General features: G+C 61.4%; 17 protein-coding genes and 1 pseudogene. 4 read left to right on the top strand and 14 right to left on the bottom strand.

Features of this window, described 5'->3' with window-relative positions; translation table 11 throughout:
- Positions 1 to 2: 2 nt before the first annotated feature.
- The 3 genes from modB to BMZ10_RS04690 all read right to left on the bottom strand — a co-directional run bounded on the left by modB (position 3) and on the right by BMZ10_RS04690 (position 2,657).
- Entirely contained in the window at positions 3 to 683 is a 681-nt protein-coding gene (modB, locus tag BMZ10_RS04700; RefSeq protein ID WP_093458864.1) for a molybdate ABC transporter permease subunit, read from the bottom strand.
- Complete coding sequence (gene modA, locus BMZ10_RS04695; RefSeq protein ID WP_093458863.1) at positions 684 to 1,451, bottom strand: molybdate ABC transporter substrate-binding protein; 768 nt, start codon at positions 1,449 to 1,451, stop codon at positions 684 to 686.
- Between the two features lie 123 nt (positions 1,452 to 1,574).
- Positions 1,575 to 2,657 (bottom strand): NAD(P)H-dependent flavin oxidoreductase, encoded by a 1,083-nt coding sequence (locus tag BMZ10_RS04690; RefSeq protein WP_093458862.1) that lies wholly within the window; start codon positions 2,655 to 2,657, stop codon positions 1,575 to 1,577.
- A gap of 79 nt (positions 2,658 to 2,736) precedes the next feature.
- On the opposite strand from BMZ10_RS04690, the gene BMZ10_RS04685 reads away from it, so the two are divergent.
- Together BMZ10_RS04685 and BMZ10_RS04680 are read left to right on the top strand one after the other, a co-directional pair.
- Complete coding sequence (locus tag BMZ10_RS04685; protein ID WP_093458861.1) at positions 2,737 to 3,375, top strand: acrylate utilization transcriptional regulator AcuR; 639 nt, start codon at positions 2,737 to 2,739, stop codon at positions 3,373 to 3,375.
- Positions 3,376 to 3,423: 48 nt separating this feature from the next.
- A complete protein-coding gene (locus BMZ10_RS04680) occupies positions 3,424 to 4,407 on the top strand; it encodes an acrylyl-CoA reductase (NADPH) (protein ID WP_093458860.1) in 984 nt (327 codons plus the stop codon).
- Here BMZ10_RS04680 and BMZ10_RS04675 read toward each other — a convergent pair whose 3' ends face one another.
- The 8 genes and pseudogenes from BMZ10_RS04675 to BMZ10_RS28175 all read right to left on the bottom strand — a co-directional run.
- Positions 4,408 to 4,851 carry an RES family NAD+ phosphorylase gene (locus tag BMZ10_RS04675; RefSeq protein WP_093458859.1) on the bottom strand — a complete coding sequence of 148 codons (444 nt, stop codon included), beginning with the start codon at positions 4,849 to 4,851 and terminating at the stop codon, positions 4,408 to 4,410. It lies immediately after the preceding gene.
- A complete protein-coding gene (locus BMZ10_RS04670; protein WP_093458858.1) occupies positions 4,851 to 5,300 on the bottom strand; it encodes a type II RES/Xre toxin-antitoxin system antitoxin in 450 nt (149 codons plus the stop codon). The genes BMZ10_RS04675 and BMZ10_RS04670 overlap by 1 nt, the downstream gene beginning before the upstream one ends.
- Before the next feature lie 46 nt (positions 5,301 to 5,346).
- Positions 5,347 to 6,453 (bottom strand): bifunctional DNA-binding transcriptional regulator/O6-methylguanine-DNA methyltransferase Ada, encoded by a 1,107-nt coding sequence (ada, locus tag BMZ10_RS04665; protein ID WP_093458857.1) that lies wholly within the window; start codon positions 6,451 to 6,453, stop codon positions 5,347 to 5,349.
- Positions 6,454 to 6,538: 85 nt separating this feature from the next.
- Positions 6,539 to 7,411, bottom strand: coding sequence for a copper homeostasis membrane protein CopD (gene copD / locus BMZ10_RS04660; protein WP_093458856.1), 873 nt, complete (start codon positions 7,409 to 7,411; stop codon positions 6,539 to 6,541).
- Positions 7,412 to 7,415: 4 nt separating this feature from the next.
- On the bottom strand, positions 7,416 to 7,802 hold the full coding sequence (copC, locus tag BMZ10_RS04655) for a copper homeostasis periplasmic binding protein CopC (protein ID WP_093458855.1): 387 nt from the start codon (positions 7,800 to 7,802) through the stop codon (positions 7,416 to 7,418).
- 173 nt (positions 7,803 to 7,975) lie between these two features.
- Entirely contained in the window at positions 7,976 to 8,539 is a 564-nt protein-coding gene (locus tag BMZ10_RS04650) for a tetratricopeptide repeat protein (protein WP_093458854.1), read from the bottom strand.
- Between the two features lie 321 nt (positions 8,540 to 8,860).
- Positions 8,861 to 9,472, bottom strand: coding sequence for a methyl-accepting chemotaxis protein (locus BMZ10_RS28180; RefSeq protein WP_371265943.1), 612 nt, complete (start codon positions 9,470 to 9,472; stop codon positions 8,861 to 8,863).
- A gap of 516 nt (positions 9,473 to 9,988) precedes the next feature.
- A pseudogene (locus tag BMZ10_RS28175) lies at positions 9,989 to 10,498 on the bottom strand (MCP four helix bundle domain-containing protein); the annotation flags it as partial.
- A gap of 738 nt (positions 10,499 to 11,236) precedes the next feature.
- Between BMZ10_RS28175 and BMZ10_RS04640 the strand changes: the two are divergent.
- Positions 11,237 to 12,559: an OprD family porin gene (locus BMZ10_RS04640; RefSeq protein WP_093458852.1), complete on the top strand. Its 1,323-nt coding sequence runs from the start codon at positions 11,237 to 11,239 to the stop codon at positions 12,557 to 12,559.
- A 98-nt stretch (positions 12,560 to 12,657) separates the two neighbouring features.
- Here the strand turns inward: BMZ10_RS04640 and BMZ10_RS04635 are convergent, their stop codons facing one another.
- The 3 genes from BMZ10_RS04635 to gcl form a co-directional block, all read right to left on the bottom strand.
- Complete coding sequence (locus BMZ10_RS04635) at positions 12,658 to 13,560, bottom strand: 2-hydroxy-3-oxopropionate reductase (RefSeq protein ID WP_093458851.1); 903 nt, start codon at positions 13,558 to 13,560, stop codon at positions 12,658 to 12,660.
- A gap of 73 nt (positions 13,561 to 13,633) precedes the next feature.
- Positions 13,634 to 14,416: a hydroxypyruvate isomerase gene (gene hyi, locus BMZ10_RS04630; RefSeq protein ID WP_093458850.1), complete on the bottom strand. Its 783-nt coding sequence runs from the start codon at positions 14,414 to 14,416 to the stop codon at positions 13,634 to 13,636.
- A 32-nt stretch (positions 14,417 to 14,448) separates the two neighbouring features.
- On the bottom strand, positions 14,449 to 16,224 hold the full coding sequence (gene gcl, locus BMZ10_RS04625) for a glyoxylate carboligase (protein WP_093458849.1): 1,776 nt from the start codon (positions 16,222 to 16,224) through the stop codon (positions 14,449 to 14,451).
- 108 nt (positions 16,225 to 16,332) lie between these two features.
- On the opposite strand from gcl, the gene BMZ10_RS04620 reads away from it, so the two are divergent.
- The gene (locus BMZ10_RS04620) at positions 16,333 to 17,241 is read left to right on the top strand and encodes a LysR family transcriptional regulator (RefSeq protein ID WP_093458848.1); all 909 of its coding nucleotides are present in this window, start codon (positions 16,333 to 16,335) and stop codon (positions 17,239 to 17,241) included.
- Positions 17,242 to 17,442: the final 201 nt, after the last annotated feature.

Raw genomic sequence — 17,442 nt, 5'->3', positions numbered from 1 at the left:
GTTCAGCTCCAGGCAGATCTGGTTTTGCCGCTGGAGTAGAGCGCCAACAGAACCAGGAAGGAAAACACCAGCATGGACCCGGCCAGCCAGTGCGCTTGAGCATATTCCAGGGACTCGACGTGGTTGTAGATCTGGGTCGAGACCACGCGGGTTTTCTGGGGAATGTTGCCGCCGATCATCAGCACGACGCCAAATTCGCCGACGGTGTGGGCGAACCCCAGAATCGCGCCGGTGATGAAGCCGGGACGCGCCAGTGGCAGCACCACCGAAAAGAACGTGTCCCAGGGGTTGGCGCGCAGGGTGGCCGCGACTTCAAGCGGTCGCGAGCCAATCGCAACAAAGGCGTTCTGCAGCGGTTGCACCACGAAGGGCATCGAGTACAGCACGGAACCAATGACCAGCCCGGTAAAAGTGAAGGTCAGCGTGCCCAGCCCGATGCTCTGCGTGAACTGCCCCAGTGCGCCGTTTGGCCCGAGCAACAGCAGCAGATAAAAACCGATCACCGTAGGCGGCAGCACCAGAGGCAGGGCGACCACTGCGCCCACCGGGCCTTTGAGCCACGAGCGGGTTCGCGCCAGCCAGAGCGCGATGGGCGTCCCGACGATCAGCAGAATCACGGTTGTCAGCGACGCCAGTTTCAGCGTCAGGCCGATGGCCGCTAGGTCAGCACTGTCCAATGGCATTTACAGCTGATACCCGAAGGATTTGATCACCGCCGCGGCTTTCGGGCCTTTGAGGTAATCCATCAGCGCCTTGGCGGCGGCGTTGTCCTTGCCTTTATTGAGGATGACGGCGTCCTGTTTGATCGGCTCATGCAGGTCCGCCGGGACAATCCACGCCGATCCGCTGGTCAGCTTGCCGTCCTTGAACACCTGCGACAGCGCGACAAAGCCCAGTTCAGCGTTGCCCGTCTGTACGAACTGATACGCCTGGGCGATGCTCTGGCCTTCGACGATTTTCGCTTGTGTGCCGGCGGTCAGGCCCAGTTTGTCCAGGACCTGCGTGGCAGCCAGACCATAGGGCGCGGCTTTTGGATTGGCGATGGACAGGTGCTGGTAGGCGTTTTCTTTGAGCACCTGGCCTTTGTCATCGACGTAACCCTCTTTGGCCGACCAAAGGGCCAGCGTACCGACGGCGTAGGTGAAGCGAGACCCCGTGACGATCTCGTTCTCGCTTTCAAGCCTGGCCGGCGTGGTGTCGTCGGCGGCGAGGAACACTTCGAACGGCGCGCCGTTTTTGATCTGCGTGTAGAACTGTCCGGTCGCGCCGAACGAGGCCACCAGCTTGTGTCCGGTGTCCTTTTCGAAATCCTTGGCAATCGCCTGAATCGGCGCTGTGAAATTGGCCGCGACCGCCACCTGGACTTCGTCCGCGAACGCCGAGCCGATCGACAAGGTGGCAGCGGCGATGGCCAGGGATTTAAGCGTGACGCGAAGGGACGTTGCGCGCATGAAAGGGCTCCGGATGGCTGTTGAGAGGTGATGACGGACGTCAACCGGATACCGGCCAAACGCTATGCAGTGAAATATATAGCGGGTGGTCACCTCAAGGAAGCCCGTTCAGCCAGTGCACGCTCAGTTTTTCACGCCCGCCAGCCTTTCCAGCGCTTGAATGGCCAGCTGCCGGGTCAGGTCTTCGGCCGGCAATTGATGCTTGATCCCCACGGCCTGACCTGCCCAGAGGTTCATGAAGCCGTCGTCGCCCTGCGGCTCGGCCTGGTTGCGCAGCGGTATCAGCGCGCCGCCTGCAGTCGGGAATGCCGGTGCCGCTGCACTGATCGGTCCGATCTCGCGCATGATTCGGTTAACGATGCCGCGCGCGGGCCGGCCGGTGAAAATATTGGTCACGGCGGTGTCGCAGTCAGTCGCGCGGCCCAGCGCAGCCTGATGCAGGCGCGTGATCTTGGCTTGCGGCGTGAACAGGTACACGGTGCCCAATTGAACCGCGCTGGCGCCGAGCATGAAGGACGCCGCGATGCCGCGGCTGTCCGCAATACCGCCCGCTGCAATCACCGGAACACTCACCGCATCCACGACTTGAGGCACCAAGGCCAGGGTGCCGACCTGCGTGTAAAGCTGATCGCTGAGGAACATGCCGCGATGGCCACCGGCTTCCAGCCCCATGGCAATGATGGCGTCGCAGCCGTGTTGTTCCAGCCAGAGCGCTTCAGCCACGGTAGTCGCTGACGAGATTACCTTGGCGCCCGTCGCTTTCACACGCTGCAACAGGCTGGCGTCAGGCAGGCCGAAGTGAAAACTGACGACCTCGGGCCTGAGCTCTTCAACCAGCGAACAGGCGGCATCGTCGAAAGGCGCGCGGCTTGAGGTCGGTGTGGGGGCTTCGTAGTCCGCGCCCAGCTCATCGTAGTAAGGTTTGAGCAGCGCTTTCCAGGCGTCATCGCCCTGGGGATTGGCGTCCGGGTTCTGATGGCAGAAGAAATTGAGGTTCAGCGGCGCGCGCGTGTCGGCACGGATCAGCGCGACTTCCTCACGGATCTGCGTCGGGCTGAGCATGGCACAGGGCAGCGATGGCAGGCCGCCCGCATTGCCGACAGCGATGGCCAGGGCCGAACCGGACGCGCCGGCCATGGGCGCTTGCAGGATGGGCAGTTCGATACCAAACAGCTTGAGCAGTCGCGTGTCGGGCCAGGCAATCATCGGCAGGTCTCCAGTGCAGTAAGAACAAAATACTCAGTGCGGGTTGATTTAATAGACGGTCGGTCTAATATGCAATCCCATGAATGACATCCTCGCAAAACCACGACGTCCCGGTCGACCCCCCAAGGTCGCGCGGGCCGACGACTTCGACACCCGGGACGCACTGATCCGCTGCGGCGTCGAGGTCTTGACCGAACAAAGCTTCACGGCCACCGGCATCGACGGCGTCCTCAAGCGCGTCGGCGTGCCGAAAGGCTCGTTTTATCACTATTTCGCCAGTAAAGAGGCGTTTGGCTTTGCGGTACTGGAGCGCTACGCGGCGTTCTTCGCCAAGCGCCTGGATCGCTGGCTGCTCGACGAATCGTTGTCGCCCATGGAGCGGCTGGCCGGTTTCGTCCAGTTTTCCAAGACCAGCATGGCCAGTTACGACTACCGGTGTGGCTGCCTGGTGGGCAACATGGGCCAGGAGGTCAGCATTCTGCCGGAAGGTTTTCGGGAGGTCCTGGAGAACATCTTCATGGACTGGCAAGGCCGCCTGGAAGTGTGTTTCGAAGCGGCCAAGCAGGCCGGAGAGCTGCCGCAGCATGCCGACTGCGCTGAACTCGCGGCGTATTTCTGGATTGGCTGGGAAGGCGCGGTCTTGCGGGCCCGGCTGGTAAAAAGCGATAAACCCCTTAACACCTTCATCAGCGGATTTCTGCGCGGCCTGCCGCGCTGATTTCTTCAGGTGCATTTATAGACGATTGGTCTAAATAGGAGGCAAGGCATGTTCAAAGGCATATTGATCAACAAGGACGACAACGGTTATCGAGCGGAATTGGCGTCCCTCGACGAATCGCGGCTACCCGACGGCGATGTCACGGTACGGGTCGCCTACAGCACGCTGAATTACAAGGATGGCCTTGCGATCACCGGAAAGGGGCCGATCGTGCGCGCCTTCCCGATGGTGCCAGGGATCGACCTTGCCGGTACGGTCGAGCAAAGCAGTAACCCCGAGTTCAAACCGGGCGATGCGGTGCTGCTCAATGGCTGGGGTGTCGGGGAAGGTCATTGGGGCGGGCTGGCGCAGATGGCGCGGCTGGAAGGCAAGTGGCTGATCCCGCTGCCTGAAGCGTTCACCGCCGCCCAGTCGATGGCCATCGGCACCGCGGGCTATACCGCGATGCTGGCCATCATGGCGTTGGAAAAAAATGACGTCACGCCGGACAAGGGCGAAATCCTCGTGACCGGAGCCAACGGCGGTGTCGGCAGCTTTGCCATCGCGCTTCTGTCTCGACTGGGCTATCGCGTCGTGGCGTCGACCGGGCGCGCGGATCAAAGCGACTACCTGAAACAGTTGGGCGCTGCGCAGATCATCGACCGGGCGACGTTGTCCGAACCCGGCCGGCCTTTAGTGAAAGAGCGTTGGGCCGGGGCGATCGATTCCGTGGGCAGCCACACCCTGGCCAATGTCTGCGCGAGCATGCGTTACCGAGGGACGGTTGCCGCGTGCGGGCTTGCGCAAGGGATGGATTTTCCGGCGTCGGTGGCGCCTTTCATTCTGCGCGGCGTGACCCTGGCCGGGATCGACAGCGTGACGCGTCCGCGGCAGGACCGTCTCGACGCGTGGGCGCGTCTGGGCAGGGATCTGGATCTCTCGGTGTTGCCGTTGATCAGTCAGGAAATCGGTCTGAGCGAGGTGGTGCAAACCGCGCAGCAACTGATGCAAGGGCAGGCGCGCGGTCGAGTGGTGGTGGACGTCCAGCGCTGATCAGGCGCAGTTAAAGGTGCTGATCGCCATCACCCGGATCTGGGCGACGGCGGCATGCCTGGGGTTGAGCAACAGATTGCGCGTGTGAGTGATCGTCGCCGACGGCACGATCAGCCCCAGCTGGTCGTTGCGCCCCAGCCAGTCGCTGCCCCAATCCATGCTCGCCCTGTCTGCGGGCAGGGCATCCCAACCGGGAGGCAGTTCATCCAGCGTCGGCGTCCGGTAAAGCTGCGGGTCGTCCGGCAGTTGCAGTTGCACAAGACAGGTCCCGGGACAAGGCGTGCCAGCGCCGAGAATCAACCTGTCCAGTGCACAGCCGGCTGCGCTCAGGCTCAGATAGAGGGCCGCGTGATCGGGATGATTCCAGCGACCGCCGAACGCCGCCGCGCCCTGGCCGGACAGGTCATCGATGGCGCTCTGTTTGCAGATTCTCCAGGCCAGCATCAGACCATTCCACCGTGATGCATCGCGCTAAGTACACGACGCACCTGGCGCGCGCCGATTTCGGTTTCGCACAGGGTAATCGGCGTCTGCTGGTTAAGCGCGTGATTGGCGGTCATCATCCAGCGCCGCGCGGCGTTCTGGTCTTCGAACAGTTCGGCGGCATGGGTTGCAAGGGCCGCGACGCGATCCAGGCGTTCGGAGCCGACCACATCCAGCGGACGCTGCTGGCGCAGGCGTCGTTCAAGGGTGGAGACGGACGTGGCGAGCAAGGCTTCGAGCTGGGCATTGCTCAAACGGAAAGCGTTGCGCAGCGCCTTGACCCAGCCGGGCGGAAACCCCGAGCGAATGTAATCCAGACGTTGCGTCTCGTTGCGTGCGTTGAGTTGGTCGGCTATCAGCCAGAATGACGGTGCACTGTCGCTGAGGGTTTTCTCAAGAGTGGCGGGCACGTCCTTGCTCCTTGTTTTGACCTGGAATCAGGACCTTACGCCGCCCTTATCGTTTCTCAAAAACCAAGCTGTTACCAACGTTTGCTTCTGCCTCGCGATCCAGCAGTTTGCGCTTGCGCTCCACGCCCCAGCGATAGCCCGACAGCTCACCGTCGCTGCGGACCACGCGATGGCAAGGGATCGCCACCGCCAGTCGGTTCGCGCCACAGGCCTGAGCGACGGCGCGGAACGATCCGGGTGCACCGATGCGTTCGGCAATCTGTGCATAGCTGGCCGTGGCGCCTGGCGGGATCTGCGACAGCGCCTGCCACACCCTTCGCTGGAACGCCGTGCCTTGCAGGTCCAGCGGCAGATTCAAACCCAGTCCGGGGGCTTCGACGAACCCCACCACGTGCGCGATCAGTTGCTCGAAATCGGCATCGGCGCCAATCAGCCTGGCGTTGTGGAACTGGTCTTGCAGGTCGTTGACCAGCTGGCCCGGATCTTCACCCAACAGTATGGCGCACACGCCGCGCTGGCTTTGCGCAACGAGAATGGCGCCCAAAAAACATTCTCCCACGGCAAAGCGGATATCGGCGTTGGTGCCGCCCTTGCGATAATCGCTGGGTTTCATGCCCAGCAACCGGGTGCTGGACTCGTAAAAACGGCTGTTGGAGTTGAAACCGGCGTCATACATGGCATCGGTGATGGTGCCGGTCCGGGCCAGTTTCGTCCGGACCTTGTCGGCCCGATGCGCGCTGGCGTAGGCCTTGGGTGTGAGGCCGGTGACTGATTTAAAGACGCGGTGAAAGTGCCAGGGGCTCATGCCCGCAGGCTCAGCGAGCTCCTTGAGCGTGGGCGCTTGCTCGGCTTCGGCAATCTGACGGCAGGCGCGGGAGACAATCGCGATGTGCTGCTCGGCAAGGTCAGTTCGGTCTGGCGTTGCGCGCTTGCTGGGGCGATAGCCTGCCGCTTCGGCCTGGGCCGGGGTGTCGAAGAAGACCACGTTCTCCGGGCGGGGCAGACGCGAAACACTGCTCGGCCGGCAATAGACGCCGGTGGTGCGCACCGCGTAGACGAACCGACTGTCAGCGGACGGGTCTCGGGACAGCACGGCGGCCCAGCGTGGGTCGAGCTCGGCGCCGGGCACGGCGGGGGGATTGTTGCGGCTCATGGGCGACCTTCCTCTGCAGAAGCGTTGTCGTGGCACAGATTAGGGCCAGTGCGGCGGGCTGAAACTCCGAGTCTTGCGCTCAAACTCACGCCAGCATCGGAGGCAGCGTGCCCAGCAATGAAACCGCGCCCAACGCTGCCGCGCCAAACAGGCATTCGAGGACCACACTGGCGCGCAACCGCGGCAGGCGCAGCTCGGCGGCGCGGGACAACTGGCGGTTCAGACCGGCCAGCGCCAGCATGCACAGCACCAGTGCGGTTTTCACCGCCAGCACCAGACCGAATCCGGAAAAGGCAGGTTCCGGCCAGAGCGCACCGCTCAACGCCCGCACGTTGATCAGCCCGGTGACGATAATCAGCGCCACCAGCACGTAGCCGATGCCACTGAAGCGGCGAAGGATCGCCGACATGTCCACCTCGCAGCGTGCGCTCAGCAGCAGGGCAAGCATCGCCAGGCCGCCGAGCCAGGTAGCGACGCCGATCAGGTGCAGCATCTGGTTGACAATCAGCAGTAGGCCACGCACGCCGTCGAACATGGCGCCATGGCCGACAGGCGCCAGGGTCAACAGGAGCAGGGCATTGATCAGCGCGGGCAGCATGGGTGGCAGCGTCCTGGCGCGCAACGAGATGCCGAACGCCAGCGCGCCGAGGGCCAGATGAACGATCCAGACGTGGCCGAAGAACGTATTGCCCAGCACCAGTGCCAGCGTCTGTGGGTCGATCGCTTCGCCCCAGCCGTCGGCAAGACTGGCTGCGGTGATCATCAACCAGGCCACGGCACTGATCAGCGCCAGCGCCGCAAGCCACGTCAGTGCGGTGTCGACCGTGCGCCGTGCCGGGCCTGCTTCGAATGCGCGCAATGGCGTTGCGAACAGCACGCTTCGAAAAAAAACGATGCCGAACAGCAACACAACGGCGCCGAAATGCAGGAATCGGCAGGCGATCAATGCATCGTGCATGGCGTTACGGGATGACCTTGAAGCGATAAACCCCTTCGCTCTTGTGCGTGTCCACTGACGCGGCGTGCCACTCGACCTTGTATTTGCCGGGAGCCAGCGGCATCGCCGGCGTCACGATCAGCACCTTGTTGTCGGCAGGGTCGGTCGCGACGCTTTGCGTCTGGATGATTTCGGTGCTGTCGCCCGGCCCGTCGAGGCTGATGGCGACCTTGGTGAATTTTTCCTCCACGCCCTCGGAGAAGGTCAGGCGCAGCTCCTTGGGCGCGGTGACCTCGCTGTCAGCGGCGGGCAACTGACTTTCGAGGTGGGCGTGGGCGAAGACGGAAGTGGACGTCAGGCATGCCAGCAAGGACAGGCAGGACAGGGCTTGCTTGATACGGTGGGCAGACATCAAAAGGACCTTAATCATGTGCGGCAGCAGAGTGCAGCGGGTGTGTGAAGGGAATCCGTCCTGGCGGATTCATCGTGACTGGAACGCTACTAGACCAGAAAGCGCCGCGGGACTCCAGTCGACTCCCCGGCAGCGAGGCTCTGGCGGCAGCGTGCAGATGGCAGTGACCTTGCTCACGAAGACGCCGGTTTATCGGCCGCATGCGCGATGGCGTTGGCCAGGTCTTCGTACTCTTCGCAGGCCTTGCTGCACAGGGTCTCGATTTTCGCGAGCTGTTCCTGAGCCAGGTCGAGCCTTCCCTTGATCACGTAGGCCTCGCCCAGGTATTCGCGCACTTGTGCGTACTCGGGATCCAGCGCCACGGATTGCAGGTAGTAACCGATGCCTTCATCGGTGCGGCCCAGTTTTCGCGTGGCGTAACCCCGGTAGTTGAGCGCCTTGGCGGTGTGCGGATTCTTCAAGGTATTCAGCAGCGCCAGCGCTTCATCGTAGCGCCCGTCTTTGGCCAGACGGTAGGCGTAGTCAGTGCGATCAGCGTCCGACGCCGCCTGGCTGGTCTGCATGACGCATTTCTTGCTGGTGCTGTCCCAGACCTGGCCTTTCGGGCAATTCGGTTTGGCCGGTGGCGACTCATCCCCGGCGGCGCGGGCCTCTCCGGCAAGCAGTGCGGCGACCACGCACGCGCCAAAAAACAGGGCGGTGGGCAATCCGACGGTGTGTTTCTGAGGCGTTGTCATTGTTGTGTGCTCCCTTGCGGTTGAACGTAGTGGGCAACGGTAGGTAAACGCTACGAACGGCGGGTTTATTCCCGCGGTCACGGAAAAATATCAGCGCAGATCATCAACCGCGCCGATGCGGACGCGTATCGTCAGCGATGACGACGCGTCAGCAGTAGCAGGTATAGACAGCGATGGCAGGTTGCGGCGGGCGGGTGGACAGCCGGGCAGTTCGAGGCGCCACGCGGCGCCGTCGCGGCAGGCCGTCCGATCTGGCCCGACGTGCTCGCGAGGCGACCGCGCGGGGCTGCGCGCAGGTCACCGGCCCGGCGGAAAAGGGGCTTACAGTTTGAAAAAACTCACGCGCTCGGTCAGCACATCGGCCAGGCTGGACAGCTCGCGACTCGAGCGCGCGACCTGATTGGAGCCGACTGCCGTTTCCAGCGCCGAATCATGAATGCGGTTGACATTGTGGCTGACGTCTTCGGCGACCACGCCCTGTTGCGCGGAGGCTGCGGCGATCTGCGCGTTCATGTCGTTCAGCGCGCCGACCTCGTGACGAATCTTCACCAGCGCGGTCTGCGCCTCGTGAGTCTGCTCCACCGTGCGCTGGGCCATCTCCCGGCTTTCGCGCATCAAGTCAGCCGTTTTCCCCGCGCCGCTTTGCAGTTGTCCGACCATGTTACGGATTTCCTGGGTCGACTCCTGAGTTCGCGTCGCCAGTGAGCGCACCTCGTCGGCGACTACCGCGAACCCGCGTCCGGCCTCACCGGCGCGGGCCGCTTCGATGGCCGCATTGAGCGCCAGCAAGTTGGTCCGTTCGGCGATGGAGTTGATCACTGCCACAATGGTTTCGATCGACTGACTGTCGTGGGAGACCTTGCTGACAGACTCGGCAGCACTTTCCAGCTTTTGCGCCAGTTCATCCATCGCCAGCGCAGTGCCTTCGACCATGCGTTTGCCGTGCTCGACCTCACGGTCAGCGGTCTGCGTGGCATTGGCGGCCTTGGCCGCGTAACCGGCGACTTCCTTCACAGTGCTGGCCATCTGATTGATAGCGGTCGCCATGTGCTCGGTTTCGCCAGCCTGCAGGCGCATCTGTTCGCTGTTGCTGTCGGAGCTGGCGCGCAACTGCGAGGATGAACCCATCAGCTCCATCGCCGCCGCGCGCACTTGCGTGATGGTCTCGGACAGGTGCGAGCGGGTGGTCTTCAACGCCCCCATCACGCTGTCGGGGTAGGACGTTTCGATGCGGTCGGTGAGCTCACCCGCTGCCAGACGACGGATCGAAGTGGCAACCTCGTGAGGTTCGGCCCCCAGCGTCGACTTCATGCTGCGAATGATCAGCACCGACGCAATGATGCCCAGTACGACCGCGATGCCGGTGGCGAGCAGCATCAGCGAGGCGAACTGCGCCGCCGTTACCCGCACGAAGCCGATGTTATTGACGATGGATGCCTCTTCCAGATCAATCAGCGCGTTGATGCGGCTGAGCCAGTCCTTATAGGCGCCCGACACCGCTGACATCAGCAGCCGTTGCGCCTGATCGGTGTCACCTTGCTGGCGCAGGCGCAGTAATGTGTCAGTGGCGCTCAGTGCCGTGCGTTCGCTGACCTTGATGTTCGCCAGCAGTTGCTGCTCCTGAGGCGTTGCGCCTTTGCTCTGAAAGACCTGCTCCATGGAAGCAGCCGATGCCTGATACACGCCGTTGAGGCGCTCGATGTCGCGCAGGTGCACCGCGAGATCGCCATCATCGTGCACCAGTACCGCATCACGGATGGCGATGGCCCGGTCATGAACGCTGCCGCGGAAATTGATCGCGTACCGCTGCTTCACCGTTGCGTCTTCGCTGACGTCGGTCAGCGTGGCCTCGATCAAGCCGACCCGATGGACGCCTATCAGCGTGATCAGAATCATCAGCGCCAGAACCAGACCGAAACCCAGACCGAGACGTTTTGCGATTGAAAGCTGCTTGAACATGTGTGCACCTAAACTGAACTCGTTCGTGATATTACAACGCTATTATCGGCCAACCCCTTATACGTAGGTGTTAACGCCAGCGCTGGAGAGTTTTTCTATGGGTTCGATAGGCGCAGATGATGTGCCTGGAATATGACGAAGGCGGGAGTGGTGTCAAACTTGCCTGATCCGGTAAGTCAACCGTTATTCGTTACTGAAGAGGGTCAGCGCGAAACATGCCGAGGCGTCAGAAGAAGAAACCTGCGCGAAAACAGCATGAATAATTATTTAATAAAAAAAGCCACCGCACATAAAGCGAGGTGGCTGAAAAGTCTTACCAAAGGAATGATGAAGCGGAGCATGATTCGATTGCCTGATGCTGCGGATTCATCAGGCCATTGAGTCGTGTTCTTCATCGCCGACAACGGTAACACTGGATCGTCGTATTCAACTATTACGAAAATCGATAGTGACTATCACGACTCGTTTGGGATTTCGCCGATGCAAAAATGCTAAAAGTTGCTCGGTCAGCGGAGCAAACCTGACACAGAACGGGCGCTGAGCGCCGGTCGAAACAATAATGAGAATGGGCTGAAAGCCTATGGTTCCGCCGTGGTTTATCAATCCGCGGTGATGATGTTTCTTGCCCATCTGCCGTAGCGCTTATTCCACCGTTTCATCTTTCGTTGAACTCAGAACGATGCCTCGTATCTTACGGGGTTGCGGAACGTTGGGCCTTAATTGAGACAGGGGATAATAATGACGTTTGTGAAATGGAACCTCGTGACGCTCGCGGTTTCGCTGGGTGTCAGTCAGCTGGCAATGGCAGGGGTTGTCAGCGACCAGTCCGAGGCCAAGGGCTTCGTCGACGACAGCAGCCTCACGGTTCATCTCAAGAATTACTACTTCAACCGCGATAACAAGAACACCAAGGACGACAGCAAAGACTGGACTCAAGGTGTGCTTGGCAACTTCAGCTCCGGCTTCACCCAAGGCACTGTCGGTTTCGGCGTCGACGCCTATGGTTACTGGGGCATCAAGCTTGACGGCGGTGGCGGCACCACCGGCACCGGTAACCTCCCGGTCGACAGCCACGGCAATCCGCAGGACGAATACGGCACAGCGGGCGGGGCGCTGAAGATGCGCATTTCCAAGACCGAATTGCGTTACGGCAACCTCCAGCCACAAGCCCCGGTATTCGCAGCGGGCGGCTCGCGTCTGTTTCCACAGACAGCAACCGGTTTCAATCTGCTGAGCAGTGACATTGCCAACCTGGAACTGGACGGTGGTCACTTCACGGGCAGTAACGGCCCGATCACCACCAACAATGACCACGGTATCTGGGCGGCTTACGCCAACGTCGAGGCGAGCAGTATCGATTATGCCGGCGGCAAATACGCGATCACGGATAATCTGACGGTCAGCCTGTATGGTTCTGACCTCAAAGATGTCTGGCGCCAGTACTACGGTAACGCCAACTACACCTTGGCATTCACTGATGATCAGTCGGTGAACTTCGACTTTAATATTTATCGCACCAACGACACCGGCGCCGCAAAAGCAGGCGATATCAGCAACACCACCTGGTCGTTGGCCGCCGCTTATTCGTTCCTCACCGCCCACACGGTCACGCTGGCTTACCAGAAAGTGCACGGCGATACCCCCTTTGACTATGTGGCTTTCGGCAATAACGGGGCAGGCGACACCGGCGACTCTATCTTCCTGGCCAACTCCATTCAGTATTCGGACTTCAACGGTCCTGGCGAGAAGTCCTGGCAGGCGCGTTATGACTTGAACATGGCAAGTTACGGCGTGCCTGGCCTGAGTTTCATGGTGCGTTATGTTCACGGTGATGACATCGACGGTTCGCACCTGCCGTCCAATTCCACCTACACCGGGTATGGCGACGACGGCAAACATCATGAAACCAACCTGGAAGCCAAATACGTCGTGCAGTCGGGCCCGGCCAAAGACCTGTCCCTTCGCATGCGTCAGGCGTGGCACACCGCTAACGGCGACCAGCCGGACGGCGACGCCAAGGAGTTTCGTCTGATCGCGGATTACCCGATCAACGTGTTCTGATCCCGCGAGGCGTAAGCGGCAAAAAGCCAGGCAGTCCGCGAGGAGGCCTGGCTTTTTCGTGGGCGCGATCTGAGTGATCCAGTTACATAAGGCGTGGATCAATCCGGTGTATGGTCGCCACGAATCGAGAAGTTCGACAGGTTCTCAAGGCCTTTGATCAGTCCGGAATGGTCCCAGCCACTGCCGCCCAGTGCTGCGCAGGTGCTGAAGACTTGCTGGGCGTTGGCCGTGTTCGGCAGGTTCAGGCTCAGCTCACGGGCGCCTTCCAGGGCCAGGTTGAGGTCTTTCTGGTGCAACGCGATGCGGAAGCCCGGGTTGAATGTGCCCTTGATCATCCGCTCGCCATGGACCTCGAGAATCTTCGACGAGGCAAAGCCGCCCATCAGCGCCTCGCGGACCCGCGCAGGGTCAGCGCCGTTTTTCGAGGCGAACAGCAGCGCTTCGGCAACGGCCTGAATGTTCAGTGCGACGATGATCTGGTTGGCGACCTTGGCGGTCTGGCCGTCGCCGTTGCCGCCGACCAGGGTGATGTTCTTGCCCATGGTCTGAAACAGCGGCAGGGCGCGGTCGAAAGTGTCTTGCTCGCCACCGGCCATGATGCTCAGGGTCGCGGCTTTGGCGCCCACTTCGCCGCCGGACACCGGGGCGTCCAGATACTGCGCGCCGGTCGCGTTGATTTTCGCTGCAAACACCTTGGTCGCAGACGGCGAAATCGAGCTCATGTCGATCACGACTTTACCCGCAGCGGTGCCCTCGCTGACCCCGTCGTCACCAAACAGCACCTCATTGACCTGAGGCGTGTCAGGCAACATCACGATGATGAATTCGGCCTCCTGGGCCACTTCGCGCGGGTTGCTCAACACTGTGGCACCACCCTCGACCAGCGAAGCGGGCGGGGCGCAAAAGTGCCGCGACAGGAACAGCCGATGACCTGCTTTCTGCAGATTGTGCGCCATGGGCAGGCCCATGATGCCGGTGCCGATGAATCCGATGTTAGCCATGAGATAAGCCTCTTTTTATGTCGTGGGGCGGTGTTCTGCAGGAATGATATTTCTGCGCGGACCGCGAGCCTGTTCAGATCAGATTGTGGGTCTTGAGCCAGCCGAGGCCAGCCTCGGTGCTGGTCAGCGGCTTGTATTCGCAGCCGATCCAGCCCCGATAACCGAGTCTGTCCAGGTGCCCGAACAGAAAACCGTAATTGATCTCGCCCGTGCCTGGCTCGTGCCGACCCGGGTTGTCCGCCAGTTGCACGTGCCGAATCGCCGGCAGGTGTTTCTCCAGGGTGCGGGCCAGATCACCCTCCATGATTTGCATGTGATAAATGTCGTACTGCAGCGACAGGTTGCGGCTGCCGACCTTGTCGCGGATGGCCAGCGCCTGCGCCGTGGTGGTGAGGTAGAAGCCCGGAATGTCGAGGGTGTTGATCATCTCCATGACCAGGTCGATGCCCTGAGCCTGCAGCCTGTCGGCGGCGTACTTGAGGTTGTCGACGAAGGTTTTTTCGATGAGCGCATCGTCGTAGCCCTGCGGCTTGATGCCCGCCAGGCAATTGACCTGGGTATTGCCAAGCACTTTGGCATAGGCAATCGCCAGGTCGACGCCGGCGTAGAACTCTTCGACCCGGTCCGGGTGGCAGGCGATGCCTCGCTCGCCCTTGGCCCAGTCACCGGCAGGCAGGTTGAACAACACCTGCGTCAGACCGTGGGCGTCCAGCTGCGCTTTGATCTGAGCGGAGCTGAAGTCGTAGGGAAACAGGTACTCGACGCCGCTGAACCCGGCATTGGCGGCCGCTTCGAAGCGTTGCAGAAAGTCCAGCTCGGTGAACAGCATGGACAGGTTGGCGCAGACACGTGGCATGGTGAGCTCCTTGAGCAGATAGATGGCGCTGATCAGTCCAGCAGGTTGATGGCGGTCGGGGCGTCATCACGGCTTTGCGCCAGTGATTCGAACTCGTTGATCGCATTGATTTCGGTGCCCATGGCGATATTGGTGACGCGCTCCAGGATGACTTCCACAACAACGGGCACGCTGTAGCGCTGCATCAGGCTCGTGGCTTCGGCGAAGGCGGCCTGAAGGTGCGCAGGGTCACTGACGCGGATGGCCTTGCAGCCCAGGCCTTCTGCGACCGCGATGTGGTCGACGCCATACCCTTCCAGCTCCGGCGCATTGATGTTGTCGAACGACAGCTGCACGCAGTAATCGATGTCGAAATTGCGCTGGGCCTGACGAATCAGTCCCAGATAGGAGTTGTTCACCACCACGTGGATGTACGGCAGCTTGAATTGCGCGCCCACGGCCAGCTCTTCGATCATGAACTGGAAGTCGTAGTCACCGGACAGCGCGACCACGTTGCGCCCCGGATCAGCCTTGGCCACACCCAGCGCCGCCGGGATGGTCCAGCCCAGCGGGCCGGCCTGACCGCAATTGATCCAGTGCCGAGGCTTGTAGACGTGCAGAAATTGCGCGCCCGCGATTTGCGACAGGCCGATGGTGCTGACGTAGCAGGTGTCCTTGCCGAAGTACTGATTCATCTCTTCGTAAACACGCTGCGGCTTGACCGGAACGTTGTCGTAATGCGTTTTGCGCTGCAGGGTGCGTTTGCGCTTTTGGCAAGCGGCAAGCCACTGGCTGCGGTTTTTCAGCTTGCCCGCGGTGTGCCACTCGCGGGCGACCTCAATGAACATCGCCAGCGCAGCCCCGGCGTCGGACACAATGCCCAGATCCGGCATCAGCACGCGGCCGATCTGCGTCGGTTCGATGTCGACGTGGATGAACTTGCGGCCCTCGCTGTACACCGACACTGTGCCGGTGTGACGGTTGGCCCAGCGGTTACCGATGCCCAGCACCATGTCCGATTCCAGCAGCGTTGCGTTGCCGTACCGGTGCGACGTCTGCAGTCCGACCATGCCGGCCATCTGCGGGTGGTCGTCGGCAATCGCGCCCCAGCCCATCAATGTGGGAATGACCGGAATACCGGTCAGTTCGGCAAACTCCACCAGTGCCTGTGAGGCATCGGCGTTAATGATGCCGCCACCGGCGACGATCAGTGGACGCTCGGCGGCGTTGAGCATCGTCAGGGCTTTTTCGATCTGCTTGCGGCTGGCTTGTGGCTTGATCACCGGCAGCGGCTCGTACGCCTCGATGTCGAATTCGATTTCGGCCATCTGCACGTCGAACGGCAGATCGATCAACACCGGGCCGGGGCGCCCGCTGCGCATCAGCTGAAAAGCTTTCTGAAAGACGTACGGCACCTGGCCTGGCTCCATGACCGTTGTCGCCCACTTCGCCACCGGCGCGGCAATGCTGGCGATGTCGACTGCCTGGAAATCCTCCTTGTGCATGCGCGCACGCGGCGCCTGTCCGGTGATGCAGAGGATCGGGATCGAGTCCGCGGAGGCCGAGTAGAGGCCGGTGATCATGTCCGTGCCTGCCGGGCCCGAGGTGCCGATGCACACGCCGATATTGCCGGCAATGGCGCGGGTGTAGCCCTCGGCCATGTGCGAAGCGCCTTCCACATGGCGGGCCAGCACGTGATCGATGCCACCGAGTTTCTTGAACGCGGCATACAGCGGGTTGATGGCAGCGCCGGGGATACCGAACGCGGTATCGACTCCTTCGCGACGCATCACCAGAACGGCGGCATCGATGGCTCTCATGATGGTCATTTGTTAGTCTCCTGAACTCGATAGTTTTTGTACGGAAGCAGCGTGATTTGAATTGAACGGTTTGTGAATGGCTGCTTTTGGCAGTTCTATCGGTATCAGGAGTATCGAATGGATCGTTATACAGAGCTGCGCAGCTACGTGCTGGTGGCGACCCGGGGCAGCTTCGCCGCAGCGGCGCTGGTCGAAGGCGTGACGCCGGTGATCATGGGCAGACGCCTGAGCGCGCTGGAGGATCGTCTGGGGGTGAAGCTGATTCACCGCTCGACCCGTGGCCTGACGTTGACCGACGCTGGCGAGTCCTACCTGGAGAACGCCAGGTCGGTGCTGCAATCATTCGACGAGCTCGACGCGAGCATCAGCGAAAATGAAAGCAGTGTGCGCGGCCACTTGGTGGTGTCGGCGCCGGCAGGCTTTGGCCGTCAGCATGTCGCGCCCCATGCACCGGAATTCCAGGCACGGTTTCCTGATCTGCAGCTGTCGTTCAACCTGACCGACAACGTTGTCGATCTCGTGCGCGAGGGTTACGACATGAGCATCCGCATCGGCGAAGTCCTGGACCCCAATTACGTGGCGATCAAGCTTTACGCGAACAAGCGCGTGGTCTGCGGCTCGCCAGCGTATTTCGCCGAACGGGGCTTTCCCGCGACGCTCGAGGCACTGGCCGAGCACAACTGCCTGTCCTTCAACCTGCAAGGCGGCCAGCACCGTGGCTGGACCTTTTTGCGCGACGGCAAGCAGGTGGCGATCAAGGTGGCAGGCAATCTGTATTGCAACGATGGCGAACTGCTGTATGACTGGGCCAAACGTGGCCTGGGCCTGAGCTGGCGGTCGACGTGGGAAATCCAGAACGAAATAGAAAACGGCAGCCTGCTCACCGTGCTCGACGAGTTCGCACTGCCCAGCTACGACATTCAGGGCGTCTACCCACAGCAACATTACCTGCCGGCGAAGGTGCGGTTTTTCATCGCGTTTTTGAAAGAGGTGTACAACCGGCCGGGGTACTGGACTCAGCAGTGACGGGCTTCTGGTGAATCTCGGTGGGTTCACAAAGCCTGTAAGCGCGCTCCTATAAGGTCGTATGGCGCTGTCAGGGCAAACCCAAAAACCTGTAGGAGCGAGCTTGCTCGCGAAGACTGACTTCCGGCCGCTGCGTCTCCACGGCTACACCGGCATTTTCCCGGCTGAAGCCGGTCCTACAGACGCCGCACGCTGTTCGTA

The sequence above is a fragment of the Pseudomonas sp. NFR16 genome (assembly GCF_900108875.1).
Lineage (GTDB): Bacteria > Pseudomonadota > Gammaproteobacteria > Pseudomonadales > Pseudomonadaceae > Aquipseudomonas.
The sequence above is the reverse complement of the archived record's forward strand: the minus strand, read 5'-3'. Positions and strand labels throughout refer to the sequence as shown.